The 17,045-nt window shown below is 64.2% G+C and carries 17 protein-coding genes; 12 read left to right on the forward strand and 5 right to left on the reverse strand.

Features of this window, described 5'->3' with window-relative positions:
- Positions 1 to 23: 23 nt before the first annotated feature.
- Positions 24 to 629 carry a cysteine dioxygenase gene (locus ISP14_RS13320; protein ID WP_404540756.1) on the reverse strand — a complete coding sequence of 202 codons (606 nt, stop codon included), beginning with the start codon at positions 627 to 629 and terminating at the stop codon, positions 24 to 26.
- 44 nt (positions 630 to 673) lie between these two features.
- Here ISP14_RS13320 and ISP14_RS13325 point away from each other — a divergent pair, with 44 nt between their 5' ends.
- From ISP14_RS13325 to ISP14_RS13345, 5 genes are all read left to right on the forward strand, one after another.
- Positions 674 to 823 (forward strand): hypothetical protein, encoded by a 150-nt coding sequence (locus tag ISP14_RS13325; RefSeq protein ID WP_404540758.1) that lies wholly within the window; start codon positions 674 to 676, stop codon positions 821 to 823.
- 313 nt (positions 824 to 1,136) lie between these two features.
- Positions 1,137 to 1,661 carry a Csu type fimbrial protein gene (locus tag ISP14_RS13330; RefSeq protein ID WP_404540760.1) on the forward strand — a complete coding sequence of 175 codons (525 nt, stop codon included), beginning with the start codon at positions 1,137 to 1,139 and terminating at the stop codon, positions 1,659 to 1,661.
- Between the two features lie 21 nt (positions 1,662 to 1,682).
- Positions 1,683 to 2,396, forward strand: a complete 714-nt coding sequence (locus ISP14_RS13335) for a fimbrial biogenesis chaperone (RefSeq protein WP_404540762.1) — start codon at positions 1,683 to 1,685, stop codon at positions 2,394 to 2,396.
- 116 nt (positions 2,397 to 2,512) lie between these two features.
- Positions 2,513 to 4,813 carry a fimbria/pilus outer membrane usher protein gene (locus tag ISP14_RS13340; RefSeq protein ID WP_404540764.1) on the forward strand — a complete coding sequence of 767 codons (2,301 nt, stop codon included), beginning with the start codon at positions 2,513 to 2,515 and terminating at the stop codon, positions 4,811 to 4,813.
- Positions 4,810 to 5,769: a Csu type fimbrial protein gene (locus ISP14_RS13345; RefSeq protein WP_404540766.1), complete on the forward strand. Its 960-nt coding sequence runs from the start codon at positions 4,810 to 4,812 to the stop codon at positions 5,767 to 5,769. The genes ISP14_RS13340 and ISP14_RS13345 overlap by 4 nt, the downstream gene beginning before the upstream one ends.
- Positions 5,770 to 5,784: 15 nt before the next feature.
- On the opposite strand, the gene ISP14_RS13350 is transcribed toward ISP14_RS13345, so the two are convergent.
- Positions 5,785 to 6,081, reverse strand: a complete 297-nt coding sequence (locus tag ISP14_RS13350) for a hypothetical protein (protein ID WP_404540768.1) — start codon at positions 6,079 to 6,081, stop codon at positions 5,785 to 5,787.
- Positions 6,082 to 6,328: 247 nt separating this feature from the next.
- On the opposite strand from ISP14_RS13350, the gene ISP14_RS13355 reads away from it, so the two are divergent.
- Together ISP14_RS13355 and ISP14_RS13360 are read left to right on the forward strand one after the other, a co-directional pair.
- Positions 6,329 to 6,685 carry a YciI family protein gene (locus ISP14_RS13355; protein ID WP_404540770.1) on the forward strand — a complete coding sequence of 119 codons (357 nt, stop codon included), beginning with the start codon at positions 6,329 to 6,331 and terminating at the stop codon, positions 6,683 to 6,685.
- 197 nt (positions 6,686 to 6,882) lie between these two features.
- On the forward strand, positions 6,883 to 7,311 hold the full coding sequence (locus ISP14_RS13360) for an OsmC family protein (protein ID WP_404540772.1): 429 nt from the start codon (positions 6,883 to 6,885) through the stop codon (positions 7,309 to 7,311).
- A 178-nt stretch (positions 7,312 to 7,489) separates the two neighbouring features.
- Here ISP14_RS13360 and ISP14_RS13365 read toward each other — a convergent pair whose 3' ends face one another.
- Positions 7,490 to 8,536 carry a hypothetical protein gene (locus ISP14_RS13365; RefSeq protein ID WP_404540774.1) on the reverse strand — a complete coding sequence of 349 codons (1,047 nt, stop codon included), beginning with the start codon at positions 8,534 to 8,536 and terminating at the stop codon, positions 7,490 to 7,492.
- A gap of 330 nt (positions 8,537 to 8,866) precedes the next feature.
- Between ISP14_RS13365 and ISP14_RS13370 the strand changes: the two genes are divergently transcribed.
- Positions 8,867 to 9,298 (forward strand): H-NS histone family protein, encoded by a 432-nt coding sequence (locus ISP14_RS13370; protein ID WP_404540776.1) that lies wholly within the window; start codon positions 8,867 to 8,869, stop codon positions 9,296 to 9,298.
- Positions 9,299 to 9,462: 164 nt separating this feature from the next.
- Here the strand turns inward: ISP14_RS13370 and ISP14_RS13375 are convergent, their stop codons facing one another.
- Together ISP14_RS13375 and ISP14_RS13380 are read right to left on the reverse strand one after the other, a co-directional pair.
- Entirely contained in the window at positions 9,463 to 9,858 is a 396-nt protein-coding gene (locus tag ISP14_RS13375; protein ID WP_404540779.1) for an STAS domain-containing protein, read from the reverse strand.
- The gene (locus ISP14_RS13380; protein ID WP_404540782.1) at positions 9,836 to 12,172 is read right to left on the reverse strand and encodes a SpoIIE family protein phosphatase; all 2,337 of its coding nucleotides are present in this window, start codon (positions 12,170 to 12,172) and stop codon (positions 9,836 to 9,838) included. Before ISP14_RS13380 ends, ISP14_RS13375 begins: the two co-directional genes overlap by 23 nt.
- A gap of 327 nt (positions 12,173 to 12,499) precedes the next feature.
- Here ISP14_RS13380 and ISP14_RS13385 point away from each other — a divergent pair, with 327 nt between their 5' ends.
- The 4 genes from ISP14_RS13385 (at position 12,500) to ISP14_RS13400 (ending at position 16,995) form a co-directional block, all read left to right on the forward strand.
- Positions 12,500 to 13,618: a sensor histidine kinase gene (locus tag ISP14_RS13385; protein WP_404540784.1), complete on the forward strand. Its 1,119-nt coding sequence runs from the start codon at positions 12,500 to 12,502 to the stop codon at positions 13,616 to 13,618.
- A complete protein-coding gene (locus ISP14_RS13390) occupies positions 13,615 to 14,355 on the forward strand; it encodes a LytR/AlgR family response regulator transcription factor (RefSeq protein WP_404540786.1) in 741 nt (246 codons plus the stop codon). Before ISP14_RS13385 ends, ISP14_RS13390 begins: the two co-directional genes overlap by 4 nt.
- A 107-nt stretch (positions 14,356 to 14,462) precedes the next feature.
- Entirely contained in the window at positions 14,463 to 15,761 is a 1,299-nt protein-coding gene (locus tag ISP14_RS13395) for an ABC transporter permease (RefSeq protein ID WP_404540787.1), read from the forward strand.
- A gap of 1 nt (position 15,762) precedes the next feature.
- Positions 15,763 to 16,995: an ABC transporter permease gene (locus tag ISP14_RS13400; protein WP_404540789.1), complete on the forward strand. Its 1,233-nt coding sequence runs from the start codon at positions 15,763 to 15,765 to the stop codon at positions 16,993 to 16,995.
- Positions 16,996 to 17,045: the final 50 nt, after the last annotated feature.

Below are 17,045 nucleotides of genomic sequence, written 5' to 3' on the forward strand. Positions count from 1 at the left end.
GCTGTTCGAAACGCGCGGCGCTTTCAGGCGAACGCGGGAGTCCTGTGGGTCCGGTGCACGGTGCTGGTCCAGCGACCGGCTTCCTCCTGGCGGAAGCTGCGATAGGTATCCAGTGCCCCGCCGTAGACGTGCAAGGTCAGCGCCGGCTTCTGCGAGGAAAAGTTGCGGCAGCGATGCGCATGGTTCGCACCCGAGAACGAGGCGCGGTCGCCCACGCCGAGCACGGCGGACCCCTCGGATGTCAGCTGCGGATGGGGTTGCGGCGACAGCGCGTAGGTTTCGACCTCAAGCACGCCATCCAGCACCAGTTCGAGTCCCCACAATCCCGCATGGTCGTGGATGGGCGTGGCGTGCCCCGGTGGCCACAGGATGAGCAAGGCCTCGTAATCGGTCGATCCGCGATGCGCGATCGGCATCCGCAGGTAAATCAGGGCTTCGCCAGCGGCGATGCTGGATAGGTGCGGGCATGCCGGCCACTGCGTCGCGGCGGCCAGCGCCTCGGCAAGCATCCGGACGTCCACTTCGGCGCGGCGTCCGAGATGGTCGTCGATCAGGGCCTGCACGCGGCGCGACCAATCCTCGAGGGTGGGCTTGCCGGCAGATTGCGAGTGCGGGAGTGCGTCGTGCATGGGTGCTCCTGTCGTGTGTCGGCGTACTCGGCACCGAAGGGATCATGGCGACGGTTAAGAACTCGCTAGTGAGGCATCAGCTTTTGATCGGTGCGGTGCGGGCCGATGCACGCGCATGGCGCAAGGCCGATCCGACGAAGGCCTTGGTGATTGATTTCTATGCGTTCGCTGCCGATTTCGTGCACTCGCCTTAGAGTTTTTCGATCTAAGTTGAAACGAAAAAGATTAAGGCGCACGCGTGATTTCTTTCGCCTGCCGACTTGCGCATTCACTGATCCATGGTGGTGCCTGAGCGGAAACAGTGCCGGTATAGCGAGTGCGGCATCCCTGGTTCTTCACATAGCCTTGATTGACCTACGCTGCTTACGTCGTTACAAAAAAAAGGAACAGGGGAAATTGCGGAAACAGGGGCATCACGGGAAACAGGGGCATCACGTGAGTGATACCTGCATTCAGCAGGTGTCCCGCAGCACGTTGGCTAAGGTTTGACGACTTTGGAGAACTGCCATGACGCGCAGCCTGTCCGTAAGTGTTTTTGTGTTTTTTCTATTGGCGACGGCCTCTGCGCCGATCGCAGCCGCGATCTATTCCAACGGCAGCAACACTGCCACATTCGACGTGACGCTGACGCTGCAGGCGAACTGCGGCATCACCGCCAATCCGCTGAACTTCGGTACGGCCGGCGTGCTGACGACAGCCATCAACCAGCAATCGACGCTGAGCGTTACCTGCACGAACACCACGCCGTACAACGTCGGCCTCGATGCGGGTACGGTAACGGGCTCCACGGTGGCGGGCCGCCTGATGGCGGGCACCACGACCGGCAACACGGGAACCACCGTCGGTTTTCAGCTTTACCAGGATTCGGGCCACACGACGGTGTGGGGTAATACGCAGGGCACGAATACGGTGGGTGGAACAGGGACGGGCGCCGCGCAGACCATCAACGTGTACGGCCAAGTGCCGCCCCAGGGCACGACGCCGAAACCAGACACTTACCAGACCACGATCACCGCGACGGTTTACTTCTGAGCCGTGTCGCCCGTGAGGATATTGCGCCTCGTTTTCGCGGCGACGGTCGTGCTCGCGTGTGCGGCGACGCAGGCCGCATCGCTGCAGATTTCGCCAGTGACGGTGGACATGCCGTCCAACGCGAACGCCGTCGGGATCACCTTGAGCAATCCGGGCGACCGGCCGCTGTACGGCCAGGTGCGTGTGTTCCGTTGGGGGCAAAACGATAAGGGAGACACGCTGGACGCCACCGGAGACATGGCCGCCAGCCCGCCGTTGATCCAGGTGGCGCCACGCGGCGACCAACTGGTAAGGCTGGTGCGGCAATCCGTCGGGGCGGTGACGACGGAGCAGTGCTATCGCGTGCTGATCGACGAGATTCCGCGCCCTGATGCCGAGGCCGCCAACGGTGTGACGATCCGCTTGCGCTATTCGGTGCCCATCTTCATCCATCCCGCCGGAGCGATCGGCCAACCCGTTCTGTCGTGGCAACTGCTGCGCGCCCCGCAGGGTTGGCTGTTGCGTGTGGCCAATGCAGGAAACCGGCATGGGCAGATCGGGAAAGTGGAACTTGTCGCCGCTGGCAAGACGCTGACGCTCAACAAGGGCCTGCTCGGCTATGTGTTGGCTGGCCGTACGCAACAGTGGAAGGTCGATCTCGACCCCGACGCCACGCTGCAGGGACCGCTGACGATACGCGCCAGCATCAACGGGCGGCCCAGCGAGGCAGCCGTGGCGGTGTCCACGCCGCACTGAATGTGATCGTCATGGGACCCCGGCAACGATATGCGGTCAACAGCGTCGCCAGGGGTGTGGATCGCAGTGATCGACGCTTGTCCCTGGCCTTGTGCACGGCCACTGCGATGGCGGTGATGTCGCCCGCGTGCCTGGCGAGCACGGACTCCACCGAGGCCATGACGCCGGCCGCTTTTCTGGGCAAGGCCAACCAGCCGCAAGAGGTGTATCTCGAAGTGATATTGAATGGCGAACGCCAGGGATCGCTACAGCATCTCACCTTGCGTGGCGGCAAGCTCTTCGCGACGAGCCAGACGCTCGACGCCATCGGGCTTTCCAGCGGCAAGCTTGGCGTGGCGGGAACCGACGAAGTGCCGCTGGATGCAGTGACGGGGTTGCGTTATCGCTATGACGCTTCCACGCAGACAGTGACGCTGACGGCGGAGGATCGTCTGCGCAGACCCTATGCGCTGGACGCGCGGCAGCTGCAGAAGACGCCCGGCGCGGACTCCGGGCGCGGCCTGGTCGTGAACTACGACGCCATCGTGCAGAGCGATGCGCGGTCGCGCCTGGCGTCGTGGTCGGAGGAGCGTTACTTCGATTCCCATGGCGTATTCAGCAATACCGGCGTGGCGTACCTGTATCCGGGCATGCACCGCTATGTCCGTTACGACACCTCGTGGAGCGAGTCCGATCCCGATACGTTGAGCACGGTCCAGTGGGGCGACGCCATTTCCTCGTCGCTGGCATGGTCGCGTTCGATCCGCCTGGCCGGATGGCAGTGGCGCAGCAACTTCGCGCTCAGGCCCGACCTGGTGACTTTCCCGTTGCCGATGCTGTCGGGTTCGGCGGCCGTGCCCTCGGCGCTGGATTTGTACATCAACAACATGCACCAGCTGCATACCGACGTTCCGTCCGGCCCGTTCGAGCTGACCAACGCGCCGGGAATCACTGGCGCGGGGCAGGCGACGCTGGTGACGCGCGACGCGCTTGGCCGCTTGCTGACGACATCGTTGCCGCTGTATGTCGATCCCCGATTGCTCGCGACGGGGCTTTCGAGCTATTCCGTCGAGATGGGCTTTGTGCGCCGGAACTACGGTGTGGCGTCGGACGACTATGACCCGCACCCTGCAGGCAGTGGCACGCTGCGCTATGGCGTCAACGATGCACTGACCGTCGAAGGGCATGCCGAGGCCGGCGACGGACTGCTCGATGCCGGCGGTGGCGCACTCGTCCGCCTGGGCATGGCAGGCGTCGTCAACGGTTCGCTGTCGGCCAGCGGCGGCCGGATGCAAGGCACGCAACTCAGTCTCGGCTATCAACTGATCGAACCGCGCTTTTCCATCAGCGCGCAGACGACACGGACCTTCGGCGACTACGGCGACCTGGCGGCACGCCAAGGCACGCCGGTGCCCACCGCCATCGACCAGTTGACGCTATCGCTGCCGCTCTTCGACCAGCAGACCCTCGCTTTCAGCTATATCGGTTACCGGGTGCGCGGCGGAATCGCATCGCGCCTGGGTTCCGTGTCGTACAACGTGAACTTCGGCAATTTGCTGTCGCTGTTCTTCAGCGGCTATCAGGATTTCTCGCAGCACCGCGATCGCGGATTTTTCCTCGGCGTGAACATCGGCCTAGGCAATCGTGTCTCGCTCGATGCCACGGCCGGGCAGCAGAACGGCAAGCTCTACTACAACGCCAACGCGGCTCGCGCTCCGGACTATGGCGGTGGCTGGGGTTGGGGGTTGCAGGCAGGTGGCAGCGGCGGTATCGCCTATCGCCAGGCGCAATTGCAGTATCTGGGCGGCGCGGGGCAGGTGACCGGTACGCTGGATACCATCGCCGGGCATGCGACGGGGTCGCTGGAAGCACTGGGATCGGTCGTGCTGATGGATGACAGCATCCGCGCGGCGCGGCGTATCTACGATGGTTTCGCGCTGGTGTCGACCGATGGCGTGGCCGACATACCGGTGCTGCACGACAATCGGATCATCGGTGTTACCGACGCACAGGGGCACTTGCTGATCCCCGATTTGAACGCCTACCAGGACAACCATATCGCCATCGACAGCATGCGTTTGCCGGCCGACATGCGCATCGACAGGACTTCCATCGACGCGGTGCCGCAGTCGCAATCCGGGGTGCTGGCGCATTTCCCGCTGCTGCATGACGATGCCGCTTCGGTGATCCTGCACGACGGCGAGGGCAGGGTGCTTCCGCCCGGTTTGCGCGTGCGCTACCTGGAAGGCGGAACCGAAACCGTGGTGGGTTACGACGGCCTGACCTATATCAATGGGCTGCGCAAGGAGAACCATCTGCAGGTCGATACCCCCGCCGGGACTTGCACGGCCCGTTTTGTCTATCAACGCGCGAAGAACTCCGGCGTACCCACCATTGGTCCGGTGGCGTGCCGCGTGACACCGGAGCGTGAGCCATGAAACGCCTGGGATATGCGTTGCTGCTTTGTCTGCTGTTGCTGGTCGGCGGCCGGGCTCATGCGCAGAGCTGCACGGCTACCGCATCGCCGGTCAGCTTCGGCAATGTCAGTCCGATTACCGGCGCGTCGGTGGCGGCGACTGGAACGGTAGGCATCACGTGCACCTGGCCGGCAGTCACGCTTACGCCATTCGTACAGGTGTGCCTGAATCTAAGCGTCGCCAGCCCGCGCTTCATGAGCGACGGCAGCAATACGATGCAATACGACCTTTACCAGGACAACGCACACTCATTGGCCTGGGGATCGGTCTCCAATGGCACCACGCCCATCTCCGCGCAACTCGGCAAACCCGCGCTGGGCACCAGCGCAAGCACGACGGTGACGTATTACGGACTCATCGCCGCGAACCAGCCCACCGTCCCCTCGGTGAACAACGGCAGCACCGTCTACAGCCAGAGTTTCAGCGGCAGCCAGGTGTCGCTCAACTATGGCTTCTACACGCTGGTCGCACCCTCATGCGCATCGTTGACCACATCGAACGGCAGCTTTCCGTTCACTGCCAGCGCCACGGTGGTGAACAACTGCCTGATCAGCGCAAGCGACGTCAGCTTCGGCACCGCCGGCGTGCTGCGCAGCAGCCTCACGGCGACCGGTTCCATTTCCGCCACCTGCACGAATGGCGATGCGTTCCGCATCTCGCTGAACAGCGGTTCCAGCGGCAATGTGGCGGCGCGGGCGTTGCAGCGCCAGGGCGGAGGGGGAGCCGTCAACTACCAGCTATACACAGATAGCGCACGCAGCATTCCCTGGGGCGACGGTACCGCGGGCACCAGCATGGTGACCGGCACCGGCAGCGGCAATGCCCAGGCCATCAGCGTCTATGGCATGGTGCCCGCGCAGGCGACCCCGGCGCCCGGCAACTACAGCGACACCATCACCGCCACCATAGTCTTCTGAGCGGCGCGAGCTTCCTCAAAACATGACCAGCCAGGCCGTTTCCGCCGGCGTCGCCTTCGACGGCGCGGTGTCTTGCATGGGCAGAGGCGCCGCCATCAAGCGCGTCAGGTAGGGCGCGCCATGCAGGCACGAGACCCGCGGGTGACGCGTCCAGGCGGTGATCTGGACGAGGCAGCTTTCGCGAATGGTCAAGCTGGTCTGAATGGCGGCGGTGGCAGTCGATTGAGCGTTCCAGGGTGTGGCACACAAGGCAAGGCACAGCCCGAGTATCTTGGCGGTTCGTAGCATGAAGGACACGACGTTGACGGACATTCCCTGATCCGGTTATCGGCGGCGTGGCGGCATACTTGAGGGGAGGGAGTCGAGCGTGTGGCGAAGTCAGGTGAGCGGTATCGCCTCGCTACGCGGGGAACTCCGACCGATATGCAGGGCTGCGTCCGCGCTCCATGCAAAAGCGCCGGAAATTTTCGGGCAGGCTGTCGAAATCCGGCCTTACCGTTCGTCGTCAATGCGAAGTTGAAGCAACCGGCCCGACTGAAGACCATTCCAGGAGACGACCATGCCGCAGTATCTGATCTCTACCTATCTTCCCGACGACTTCGACCCATCCGTCGTCACCGAGGCGACGGTCGAAGCCATCCACGCGCTCAACCGGGAAATGGTCGCCGCAGGTGTCAGGAAGTTCGCTTGCGGCCTGAGTCCGAAGGCCGTGACGGTCCGGTCGCACTCCAACGGCCAGGTGGTCATCACCGACGGCCCGTACCTGGAGTCGAAGGAGTTCGTGGGCGGCCTTTCGATACTGGAAACCGACAGCCTGGACGAGGCGATGGCATGGGTGCGCAAAGGCGCCGGGGTGTTTCCGGGCGTGGTCGAGGTGCGGGAGATTTTCTTCAACCCCGCCCCTGCGGAGAACTGAGCCGTTCGGCGATAGGCGACGGCATAGGACACCGCGCCGAACTATCCGAGGATGGCCCTGGCCGACGTCGGACAGCATGCCTGAGGAATGCGTGGTCGCTGAAAGCACTTTCAGCCATACCTTCAGGCGTGTCACTGGCTATACACCCAAACGCGGTTCAATATCGGCTCACTCACGACAACTGCCAGGAGCGAGCGATGAAAATCAACCGTACCGGTTCTGCTGCATGGGCAGGCAACCTCAAGGAAGGGAAGGGGGCCATCTCCACGCAAAGCGGTGCGCTCAAGGCTTACCCGTATGGATTCGGTAGCCGTTTCGAAGGTGTTACGGGGACCAATCCGGAAGAGCTGATCGCCGCGGCGCATGCGGGGTGCTTCACCATGGCCTTGTCGCTCGCGCTCGGGGAGGCCGGTTATACGGCCGATCAGATGAGCACGAACGCAACCGTCGCGCTGGAACAGGTGCCCGAGGGATTCTCGATCACCTCCTCGCATCTGGTGCTGCGCGCAAAGATACCGAACATCGACGATCCGACCTTCCAGGCGATCGCCGCAAAGGCGAAAGCCGGCTGCCCTGTGTCGAAGGTTCTGAATGCAAAAGTCACGCTGGATGCCGCACTCGAATAGATCTGCGTTCGCGCCATCCACGGCCCGGTGGCGTCGAAAACGTCCGCTCTGACTTTGTATCGCAAGCGGCATGCGTCGTCGCTGGATGGATGGTGACAAGCCGCCGCGCGCGAACGAGTTCGCGGGCCAACCCGGTTATGGGGTTGGCCCGGAACCATGATGCACGCATCGCCTCCTGTCAGTTGGAGTCGTCGTCGCCACGCACGATCGCGATGCCGTTGGTGGAGCCGCTGTTGATGGTGACGCTGCTCTTCAGATCGAAGTTGCCATCGCCATCCACGTTGAAGATGGAGACGTGGGATGCGATCCCGGTGCCATCGACCACGGCAGCGAAATTGTCGCGGTAGGTGATATCGGTCGGCGCGCCGTTGAACGACGCCACGACCGCCGCGTCCTGGACGATCTTGCGTCCGTAGACCAGGTAGCGGGACACCGAGTGGCTGGGTGAGTTGGCCGAGAACAGGAACGGCCCATCGAGGGTGACCCAGCATGGGGCCATCTGCGTGCCGGAACCCGTGACCGTGAGCACCGCGTCGTTGCGCACCAGGCTGATTTCGTTGGCGTGCGCAATGGTGACGTACGCATCGTTGCCACGCGTGGCGAGCCCGAACGGCGCATTGACGTTGGCCGGGATGTTGGCGACCAGCTTGGCCGAACCCGAAACAGCCCCTTGGCCTGCCAGGTCGACCGTTTCGATGGCATTGCTCTTCTCGGTGATGACCAGCTGCCCACCGATGACGCCCACCTGGGCGGCAGAGCCGTCGGCGTGGGCCAACCGGGCTTTACCGTCGGCCGTGTCGCTCACGCCATACCGGTCGATCCGATGCGACTCGATATAGGTGGTGGTGAGGATGTACAGATGGTGGCGGCCGAAGGCGACGCTGACCGGGTTGGCGAGAGCCGGCACGAGCTTCGCCAGTTGCAGCGGAACGCCACCTTCGTTCTTCCGGAAGACCGAAACATTGCCGGATCCGAAGTTGACGACGGCGAGAAGATCGTGATTTTGCGCGATGCCGCCGGCATTGCCGGCAACCCCGCCTGAGCCGCCGGTTTGGGGCTGTCCGACTAGTTCACCGCGGGTGTTGTAGACCAGCAATGCGTTGTTGGCCGTATTCGTTGCGGTAACAACGAGATCGCCATCGTCCCAGCCAGACCCGGTTTGCGCATGGACGGCTCCCGCCACCATCAATCCGAGCAGCGCTGACCCATAGATTGCCTTTTTCATGATTGTTCCCCGATTTGCGAGCATGAGTGGCTACGGCAACACGCGTTGCCGCGACAGACCGCCATCAACGGCCGTATGAGTCGGTCACTGGTCATTCGAAGGACAGGCTTTCCTGGTTACATCCCTGGCTTGAAAAGGCCGGGGATGCAGTCGCGATGTCCCCGCTGTGTCCCGGTGGCGTCCTGTCGGGTTTTTGCTTTTAGCCTGCAGTGGAGGTGGTCGACACCTTGGCTACGCGCTGGGCCAGAACAGTCATTGCCTCGTGGAATTTGTTGCGTGAACCAAAATATCTCGTAGGCTAGGGCTGTCGACCCCACCAAGAGGACCACCATGGCTATCAATCTCGACTCGCTCTCTCCCTCTGAACTCCAGGCACTTATCAAGAGTGCCGAAGCGCAGATGGATTCTGCGCGGAAGAACCACATCAAGGAGGCGCGCGCCAAGATCGATGCCGTCCTGGCCAGTGCCGGACTGACCTTGTCGGAGGTCTATCCGACTCGCGGCGGCGGCAAGGGTGTGAAGGGCCCCAAGGGGACGGTCGCCCCCAAGTACCGCAACCCGGAGAACCCGGCCCAGACCTGGTCCGGCCGTGGCAAACACCCGGTTTGGTTCAACGAGGCCTTGAAGAAGAAAGGCGTGACGGCGGAGAGCCTGCTGATTGCCGGCGCCACGCCGAAAGCTGCACCCGCAAAGAAGGCGGTGAAGGCGGCAAAGAAGGCCCCCGCGAAGAAGGCTCCTGCGAAGAAGGCAGCCAAGAAGTAAAAACGGGAAATCAGGTACGAAAGAAAAGCCCCGCCGGAATTCCCGGCGGGGCTTTTTTAATGGCGCTCTATCCGGATCCCGATAATCAGACGCACATCAGTGGAATAAGTCCTTCGGCCGCCTCGTGTTCGGCCGTGGCGATTGCCGCACAGCAGGATTCCGGCTCAAGCGTTGCCGACAGATCCGTCACCGGTGACCTGGCGTTGCATGTGATCGAGATACCGGTCCAGCTCCTGCGTATTGGCGAAGACTTCCTGCAGCGGCACGGCTTTCACGATGTCGAACACCTTGCGCACTTGCGGCTGGGGATCGAGCAGCAAGGTGTGGCCGCCGCGGGCGCGCATGCTCTTGCGGATCATGGCGATGCTGCGCAGACCGGCGCTGCTTATGTACTCCAGCGCGGACAGGTCCAGCACGACCGTGCCGCCGTCGGGAATGCGCGGCAGCACGTCCAGCATGGCCCGGTCGAAGTCGTTGAAGGTCTGCGCGTCGAGCCGGCCGTGCAGATGCAAGGTGGTGCGTTCGGGCGACTCGCTTTCAGTTTTCAGGTTGAACGTCATGGTCGTGCTCCGTACGTGCCGGGTGAAGGAAGCGCAGTTGCAGGTGATTGCCCTGGTCGTCGTAGCTGTAACTGAGCTCGCTGGCCATGGCGCGCACCAGATGGATGCCCAGGCCGCCAACACCATCGGCATCGGCAAGGTCGCCGGTGAGGCTCGGCAGGGGGGCCTGCAGCGGGTCGAAGGGCTGGCCGTCGTGGTGCAGTTCGATCAGTACGGCGTCATTGCCCAGGCGCATGTGCAGGTCGATCGCGCGGTTCGCATCGCCGGCATGCCCGTGCTGCACCATGTTGACCATGAGTTCTTCCAGCACCAGGCGGATGTCGTCCCGCACGGCGGCGGACACGCCTTGGGCGCGCAGCGACTCGTCGCAGCGCGCCAGCATATCGAAGACATCGTCCATCGATGCTTTGATGCTCATGTCCAGCATGGGGGCATTCCTGTCGACGTGGGCATGATGCCAGTTCAAGGCGAGGACGGTGATGTCGTCGGCTTGCCCCGCGCCCTCGGCGAAGCGATCCACCTCGGCAAGCAAGCCGTCTGCAAGGTCGGTGGCCGAGCGTGACGGCGATCGTTCGAGGCAGGCCAGCAGACGCTCGGCGCCGAACAGCTGCCGGGAAGTATCGGCGGCCTCGGTAATCCCGTCCGTGTAGAGCATCAAGGTCTGCCCGGGCTGCAACCGCAGCGTGCGGGCGGGGTAGCTGGCCTCTTCGTCCAGTCCGATCGCGGCTCCGGTATCCAACGCGATCAGCCGGGCGCCATCCGCGTCGCAGAGCACGGGCGGTTCGTGTCCGGCGCTGGCCATCACCAACTCACCCGTGAGCGTGTCGAGCATGCCGCACAGCACGCTCACGAACATGCAGTTGTCGTTGTTGCGGCACAACTCGACGTTGAGCATCGACAACAGGTGCTGGGGCGACCGCGCCCGGGGCGCCAGCGCCTTCGCGAGGGTGATGGTGCGTGCCATGAACAAGGCGGCGGGGATGCCCTTGTCGGACACGTCGCCGACCATCACGCAGAAGCGGCGCTCGTTGAGCATGAAGTAACTGTAGAAATCGCCGCCCACGGCGCGCGCGGGCCGAAGCAAGGCGTGCAGCTCGAAGTTTGCGCAGTGCGCATCCAGGTAATGCTCGCCCGGAAGCAGCGCGGTCTGGATCTGGTGCGCAATGCCCAGTTCGCTGGCGAGGCGTTGCTGCTCCTTGGCGTTGCGGGTCAGCTCCGCGATATGCAACGCCAGTTCCGTGCGCATGCGGTCGAAGGCGTGCGTCAGCCGGCCGATTTCGTCGGGAAAGCGGGCAGGCGGCAGCTCGAAGCTGAGTTCGCCGCGTGCCACGTGTTCGGCGCGCGAAGCCAGGGTGCCCAGCGGGGCGAGCGTGCGCCGCGTCACTGCAAGCGTGACCACCGCCAACGCCAACAAGGCGAGTAATCCCAGTAACAGCACGTGGACGAACGCCTGCCGCACCCCGGCGTAGATCATCGCCTCGGGCATGGCCAGGCCGAAGCTCCAGTGCGTGCCTTCCACCGGGACGAGGTAGATCCACACCGGCTTGCCGCCGGCCTGCGGGTTCTGTGCGACCGCTAGCCGCACACGGACAGCCCCGTGCAAGGCCTGCGCCTGCAGCAGGTCGGCCAGGCCGCGCCGGCCGATCATGGCGGCGTTGTCGTGGGCGAGATAGGCGCCGCTGCCGTCCAGCACGAACGCGTAAGCCCCCGCGGGCTTGTGGAGTTCTTTAAGTATGTGGCTGAGCCAGTCGAGCGAGACATCGGCGTTGATCAGGCCGATGGGGCGGCCATCCTTGTTGATCGCGACCGAGTAGTTGACCAGTTCGCGTTTGCGCGACTGCGAGTAAAAGTGCCGTTGCCAGCAACCTTGCGAACAGCGCAGCCCGGTCAGGAACCAGGGCTTGTCCCAGTAGTGGTTGCCGTCCTTGCGCAGGTCGCGCCAGTCCAGCGAACCGTCGTCCCGGCGGCTGATGAAGGGCGACGCCGGCGGGTTGTCCGGCGCGGGCACGAAGGCCGCGGCGAGCCCGGAAAGGTCGGTGTTCCGCGCGAGGGCGTCGCGCAGCACGATCTCGGTACCCTCGGGGCGCGACGCCATGACGGCGGCCAGGGTCTGGGACATGTCGGCCACGCGGGCCAGTCGCTGCTCGATCCGGTTGCCTGCCTCGTTCGCGAGCGCCGAGGCTTCGCCATGGGCCTGCTCCAGGACTTGTCCGCTCACCCGGTAGAACAGTGCGCCGGCGGCCGCGGCCAGCACGGCCACGGAGCCGGCGAGGACCCATAGAGACAGCCGCGAAGCGATGCTTCGGAAAAGCATGACGAGTCCCCCTGCAGGCGCGACTGTTCAGCCATGCATGGTCCCGTTTCTACAGGGAAGCCGGACGGCCATTTGTGCGTTGCGTCGCGGTTGGATTCGCGGCCAGGCCAGTGCCGTCAGGAGTAAGGCAGGGGAAGGGGCGGAAAATTTCCGCTCGCGCATCTTGATACCGCCTAGGGGCGATCCGATTGACGGCGCCGTGATCGCACGAGTGCGTCCGCGGGGTGGGCATCGGGGCAGGGCGATGCAAGTGTCCGCTTTACCCCTAGCAAGTCCCGCTTGCCACATAGAGAGCTTCTGCCGCTGCAGGCGCGGCTACACTCCTGCATGATGAACATGCCATCCCATTCGCCGACGGCAGGCATCCACGTCGACTACGGCGCGACGTTTCCTGCGAAGATCATGGCCACGTTCTGGGTGCTGTGGGCGGCATTCTGGCTGCTGATGATCAGCGTTTCCATCGAGAACGAGCTGCATAGCCCGCTCGTCCGGTGGTGGGAGCCGATCCTGTGGGAGGGGAGTTCGGCGCTGGTCTCGACCGGATGGATGGCGCTTGCAGTCCGGGTTCGCGGGCGCCATGCGCTGTATCTGGACCGGCCCTTGATCTGGTTCGGCAGCTACCTGCGGTGGTTGCCGTTGGTTTTCGTGACGTGGATTACGCTGGTCTACGCGATACGGCATGGCGTCTACGCCGTCGTGGATCGTACCTACGAGCACCCGGGCTGGGGCTTCGTCTTCGTATACGAGAGCATCAAGCTGACGATTTATGCGGGGCTGTGGCTCGGGATACTGTTCGGTATCGATTCCTATGGACAGTGGCAACGCCAGCGGCACCGTCTGTTGCAAACGCAGAAGGCGCTGGCCGAAGCGCAGCTTGCGCAGCTTCAGGGCCAACTGCGGCCACACTTCCTGTTCAACGCGCTCAACACCGTCTCGGCCCTGATGCAGACGGACGTGGCGGGTGCCGATCGATTGGTGGCAACGCTAGGGGACTTGCTGCGTATCAGTCTGCGGTCCATCGACAACGAGATGACGCCGCTCGCCGAAGAACTACGCACGCTCAAGTTGTACGCGGACATCATGCGCGAGCGGTTTCGGGATCGCGTCACGCTGAGCTGGCAAGCCGATCAGGCGCTGCTCGACACCCCCGTTCCGGTACTCATGCTGCAGCCCTTGCTTGAAAATGCGTTCAAGCACGGCGTCGAGCTCGCCGCGACGCCCGTGCATATCCATATCCGTGCCCGGCGCGAGGGCGGATGGCTGGAAATCATCGTCAGCAATTCGGGTTCCAGGCTGGCGCCGGAGCACCGCGACGGGGTCGGACTGCGCAACTGCCGCGAGCGGCTGGGCATCCTCTACGGCGATGCAGCGTCCTTGTCGGTCCGCAACGAGGGTGATGGCGTTGCTGCCTGCGTCTCGATACCGCTGACGGATGCCGCTCGATGATCCGCGTCGTGATCGCCGACGACGAGGCGCCGGCCCGCGAGAAACTCGAGCGCTGGCTGTCGGAGCAGGCTGGCATCGCGGTGGTCGGGTCGGCGGAAAACGGATTGTCCGCCGCGCAGTGCATTGAGCAACTCCGCCCGGAGGTGGTTTTTCTCGACGTGCAGATGCCGACGCTGTCGGGACTCCAGGTCGCGGCGCAGCTCGAGCCGGCTAGCGCGCCGCTGATCGTGTTCGTGACCGCGTTCGACGAGCACGCAGTGAAGGCGTTCGACCTCAATGCGGTCGACTATCTGCTCAAACCTTACGACCGGGAGCGTCTGGCGCGCACCGTGCAGCGGGTCAGGGAGCGGTTGCTAGCGCATCAGTCCGGCGCTGCAGCCGTGGCGATCGGGCGCGCACGGGCGCCCTCCTGCGAGCGCTTGCTGGTGCCGGATGGGGAGCGCTTGCAGCTGATCGATGCGGCATCCGTCGAATGGCTGGAAGCCGACGACAACTACGTTCACGTGCACACGGCGACGCGCAGCTACCTGTTGCGCAGGACATTGCACGACTTGTTGTCCCAGCTCGGCGAACAACGCTTCATGCGTATCCACAAGTCGACGGCGGTGAACCTCGGCGCCATCGGTTCGCTCACGCCGCTGTTCAAGGGCGACTACGAAATCCACCTGCACAACGGCCGCGCGCTCCGCCTCAGCCGGCGGTACCGCGAGGCGCTATTCGCCCGCATGGGCCAGTAACGCCCGTCTCGCCACGCCGACGTCTCCTTTCACCCCCGATCAGCTGCCGGCTTGCCGGCGCTGGATCAGGCTGCTGCTTGTAACAGCGGACGTGAATGGAGGAAGGAATGTTCGGCTATTACTTCGACCTTGCCCTGCGCAGCCTGGGGCGCAACAAAACGCTTACTGCGCTGATGGTGCTGGCGGTTGCGCTGGGCATCGGCGCCAGCATGACCACGTTGACCGTGTTGCACGTGCTGTCGGGCGATCCGTTGCCGGGGCGCAGCAGCACCTTGTACGCGCCGCAGCTCGATCCGCGTGACATGGGGGGGTATCAAGCGCATGGCGAACCGCCGGATCGAGTCACCTGGATCGACGGCATGAACCTGTTGCAGGCGAAACGGGCCGATCGCCAGGCGCTGATGACCGGTGGTTCGGTGGCCATCCAGCCGGCGCAATCCGCACTCGATCCGTTTTACGAGCCCGCGCGCTACACCACGGCCGACTTCTTTCCCATGTTCGGCGTGCCGTTCCAGTATGGCCATGCCTGGGGCGCCTCCGAAGACGCGGCCAGCGCGGCCGTGGTGGTGATCAGCAGCAAACTCAACGACAAGTTGTTCGGCGGGCGTGACAGCAGCGGACGCATGCTGCGCGTGGACGGCCGCGCACTGCGCATCGTCGGCGTGCTGGGGGACTGGCGGCCGAACCCGCATTTCTATGACCTCAACGTGAAGAACTACGGTGGGAGCGAAGGCGTCTACGTGCCCTTGTCCACCTCGCAGGATCTGCATCTGGCGCACCTCGGCGGCGGCGATTGCTGGGGCAATGGCGGCGCCGACGCCACGCCTACGGCACCTTGCGTCTGGCTGCAGTTCTGGGTGCAACTGGACACGCCGACCCAGGCCGACGCGTACCGGCAGTACCTGATCCATTACTCGCAGGAGCAAAAGTCGCTGGGCCGCTTTCAGCGTCCACCCAACGTGCGCCTGCGCAATCTGATGCAGTGGCTGGACTACGAGCAGGTCGTGCCTGGCGACGTGCAGCTGCAGACCTGGCTGGCCTTGGGTTTCCTGCTCGTGTGCCTGGTCAATACCGTGGGCTTGATGCTGGCCAAGTTCCTGCGCCGCACCGCCGAGCTGGGCGTGCGCCGCGCGCTGGGCGCATCGCGGCGGGCCTTGTTCATGCAGTTGCTGGTGGAGTCCGGCGTGATCGGGCTTGCCGGCGGTCTGGGCGGCTTGCTGCTGGCGTACCTGGGCTTGTGGCAGGTGCGCCGGCAGCCGGCGGACTACGCATCGCTGGCGCACCTGGATGGCGCGATGTTGCTGGCGACATTCCTGCTGGCGGTGGGCTCAAGCCTGCTGGCCGGCGCACTGCCGGCCTGGCGCGCCTGTTGTGTCGCCCCTGGCCTGCAACTGAAGGGCAATTGACATGGATATCCGACCGATTCTTTCCACCCTGCGCCGGCACAAGATCACGGCGTGGCTGTTGATCCTGCAGATTGCGCTGACCTGCGCCATCGTGTGCAACGCGGTTTTCCTGATCCATCAACGCCTGCAGCGCATGGATATTCCCAGCGGCATCGCCGAGCACGAATTGCTGCAGATCCAGTTTGCCTATATCGGCGATCGGCCGGATGCCTATGCGCAGGCGCAAACCGATCTCGCGACATTGCGGCAGATCGCCGGCGTGCAGGCGGTGGCCCTGGCAAACCAGCTGCCGCTCAGTGGCTACGCCATGTCCAACAGCGGCATCAAGCTGCGCCCCCTGCAGAAAGACAACTCGCTCGAAGTGGCGAGCTATTACGGAGAGAACCTGCTGCCCACGCTAGGTGTAAGGCTGATCGCCGGGCGCGATTTCCAGTCTGGCGAGTTGATCGATCTGAAGACCGCCATGCCTGCGCTGCACAGCGGCGACATGAAGAACCTGCCGCACACCGTGATCGTCGCCCAGGCGGTCGCCGCACGCCTGTGGCCGGGCCAGAACGCGCTGGGCAAGACGATCTACGTCGGCAACGACATACCGCTGCAAGTGGTCGGCGTAAGCGCGCCGCTGGCGCGGCCGGACGCGCTGCAGATGGGGGCGCAGTACAGCATCGTGTATCCGATACGCCTGGCCGCGACGGAGGGTGGAAGCTACGTGATCCGCACCGCCGCGGAAGACCGCCAGCGGGTGCTGAAATCCGCCCTGGCTGCGCTCAAGCGTCTCGACCCCAATCGCATCGTGCTGGAGCAGCGCAGCTATGACGACCTGCGCCAGGGGTTTTTCGAGAACGACCGCGCCATGGCAGGCATGCTGGCGGCGGTCATCGTGGCGCTGCTTATCGTCACGGCATTGGGCATCGCCGGATTGGCCAGCTTCTGGGTCGGCCAGCGCCGTCGCACCATCGGCGTGCGCCGCGCCCTGGGCGCCACGCGCGCCCATATCCTGCATTACTTCCAGGCCGAGAACTTCGTGCTGGCGACGATAGGAATCGCACTGGGCATGGTGCTGGCCTACGGCATCAACCTGCTCCTGATGCTGCATTACGAATTGCCCCGGCTGCCGTCGGCCTACTTCCCGGTGGGCGCGCTCGCGTTATGGATGATCGGCCAGCTCGCCGTACTGGGACCGGCGCTTCGCGCCGCTGCGGTGCCACCGGTAGTGGCGACGAGGAGCGATTGAATCCGGTGAAGGATTCGGTGGCGGGATGCCGATGATGGGGGAGAGGGCGG

The organism is Dyella agri, from assembly GCF_044904705.1.
In the GTDB taxonomy this organism is placed as follows: domain Bacteria; phylum Pseudomonadota; class Gammaproteobacteria; order Xanthomonadales; family Rhodanobacteraceae; genus Rhodanobacter_A; species Rhodanobacter_A agri.

Bases quoted from the DNA above. Each gene is read 5' to 3' on its own strand.
- ISP14_RS13360 (WP_404540772.1), top strand. From the start codon at position 6,883: ATGAAAATCAACCGTACCGGTTCTGCTGCATGGGCAGGCAACCTCAAG.
- ISP14_RS13330 (WP_404540760.1), top strand. From the start codon at position 1,137: ATGACGCGCAGCCTGTCCGTAAGTGTTTTTGTGTTTTTTCTATTGGCG.
- ISP14_RS13400 (WP_404540789.1), top strand. From the start codon at position 15,763: ATGGATATCCGACCGATTCTTTCCACCCTGCGCCGGCACAAGATCACG.
- ISP14_RS13375 (WP_404540779.1), bottom strand. From the start codon at position 9,858: ATGACGTTCAACCTGAAAACTGAAAGCGAGTCGCCCGAACGCACCACC.
- ISP14_RS13395 (WP_404540787.1), top strand. From the start codon at position 14,463: ATGTTCGGCTATTACTTCGACCTTGCCCTGCGCAGCCTGGGGCGCAAC.
- ISP14_RS13320 (WP_404540756.1), bottom strand. From the start codon at position 629: ATGCACGACGCACTCCCGCACTCGCAATCTGCCGGCAAGCCCACCCTC.
- ISP14_RS13380 (WP_404540782.1), bottom strand. From the start codon at position 12,172: ATGCTTTTCCGAAGCATCGCTTCGCGGCTGTCTCTATGGGTCCTCGCC.
- ISP14_RS13325 (WP_404540758.1), top strand. From the start codon at position 674: ATGGCGACGGTTAAGAACTCGCTAGTGAGGCATCAGCTTTTGATCGGT.
- ISP14_RS13340 (WP_404540764.1), top strand. From the start codon at position 2,513: ATGTCGCCCGCGTGCCTGGCGAGCACGGACTCCACCGAGGCCATGACG.
- ISP14_RS13390 (WP_404540786.1), top strand. From the start codon at position 13,615: ATGATCCGCGTCGTGATCGCCGACGACGAGGCGCCGGCCCGCGAGAAA.
- ISP14_RS13345 (WP_404540766.1), top strand. From the start codon at position 4,810: ATGAAACGCCTGGGATATGCGTTGCTGCTTTGTCTGCTGTTGCTGGTC.
- ISP14_RS13365 (WP_404540774.1), bottom strand. From the start codon at position 8,536: ATGAAAAAGGCAATCTATGGGTCAGCGCTGCTCGGATTGATGGTGGCG.
- ISP14_RS13350 (WP_404540768.1), bottom strand. From the start codon at position 6,081: ATGTCCGTCAACGTCGTGTCCTTCATGCTACGAACCGCCAAGATACTC.
- ISP14_RS13355 (WP_404540770.1), top strand. From the start codon at position 6,329: ATGCCGCAGTATCTGATCTCTACCTATCTTCCCGACGACTTCGACCCA.
- ISP14_RS13370 (WP_404540776.1), top strand. From the start codon at position 8,867: ATGGCTATCAATCTCGACTCGCTCTCTCCCTCTGAACTCCAGGCACTT.
- ISP14_RS13385 (WP_404540784.1), top strand. From the start codon at position 12,500: ATGATGAACATGCCATCCCATTCGCCGACGGCAGGCATCCACGTCGAC.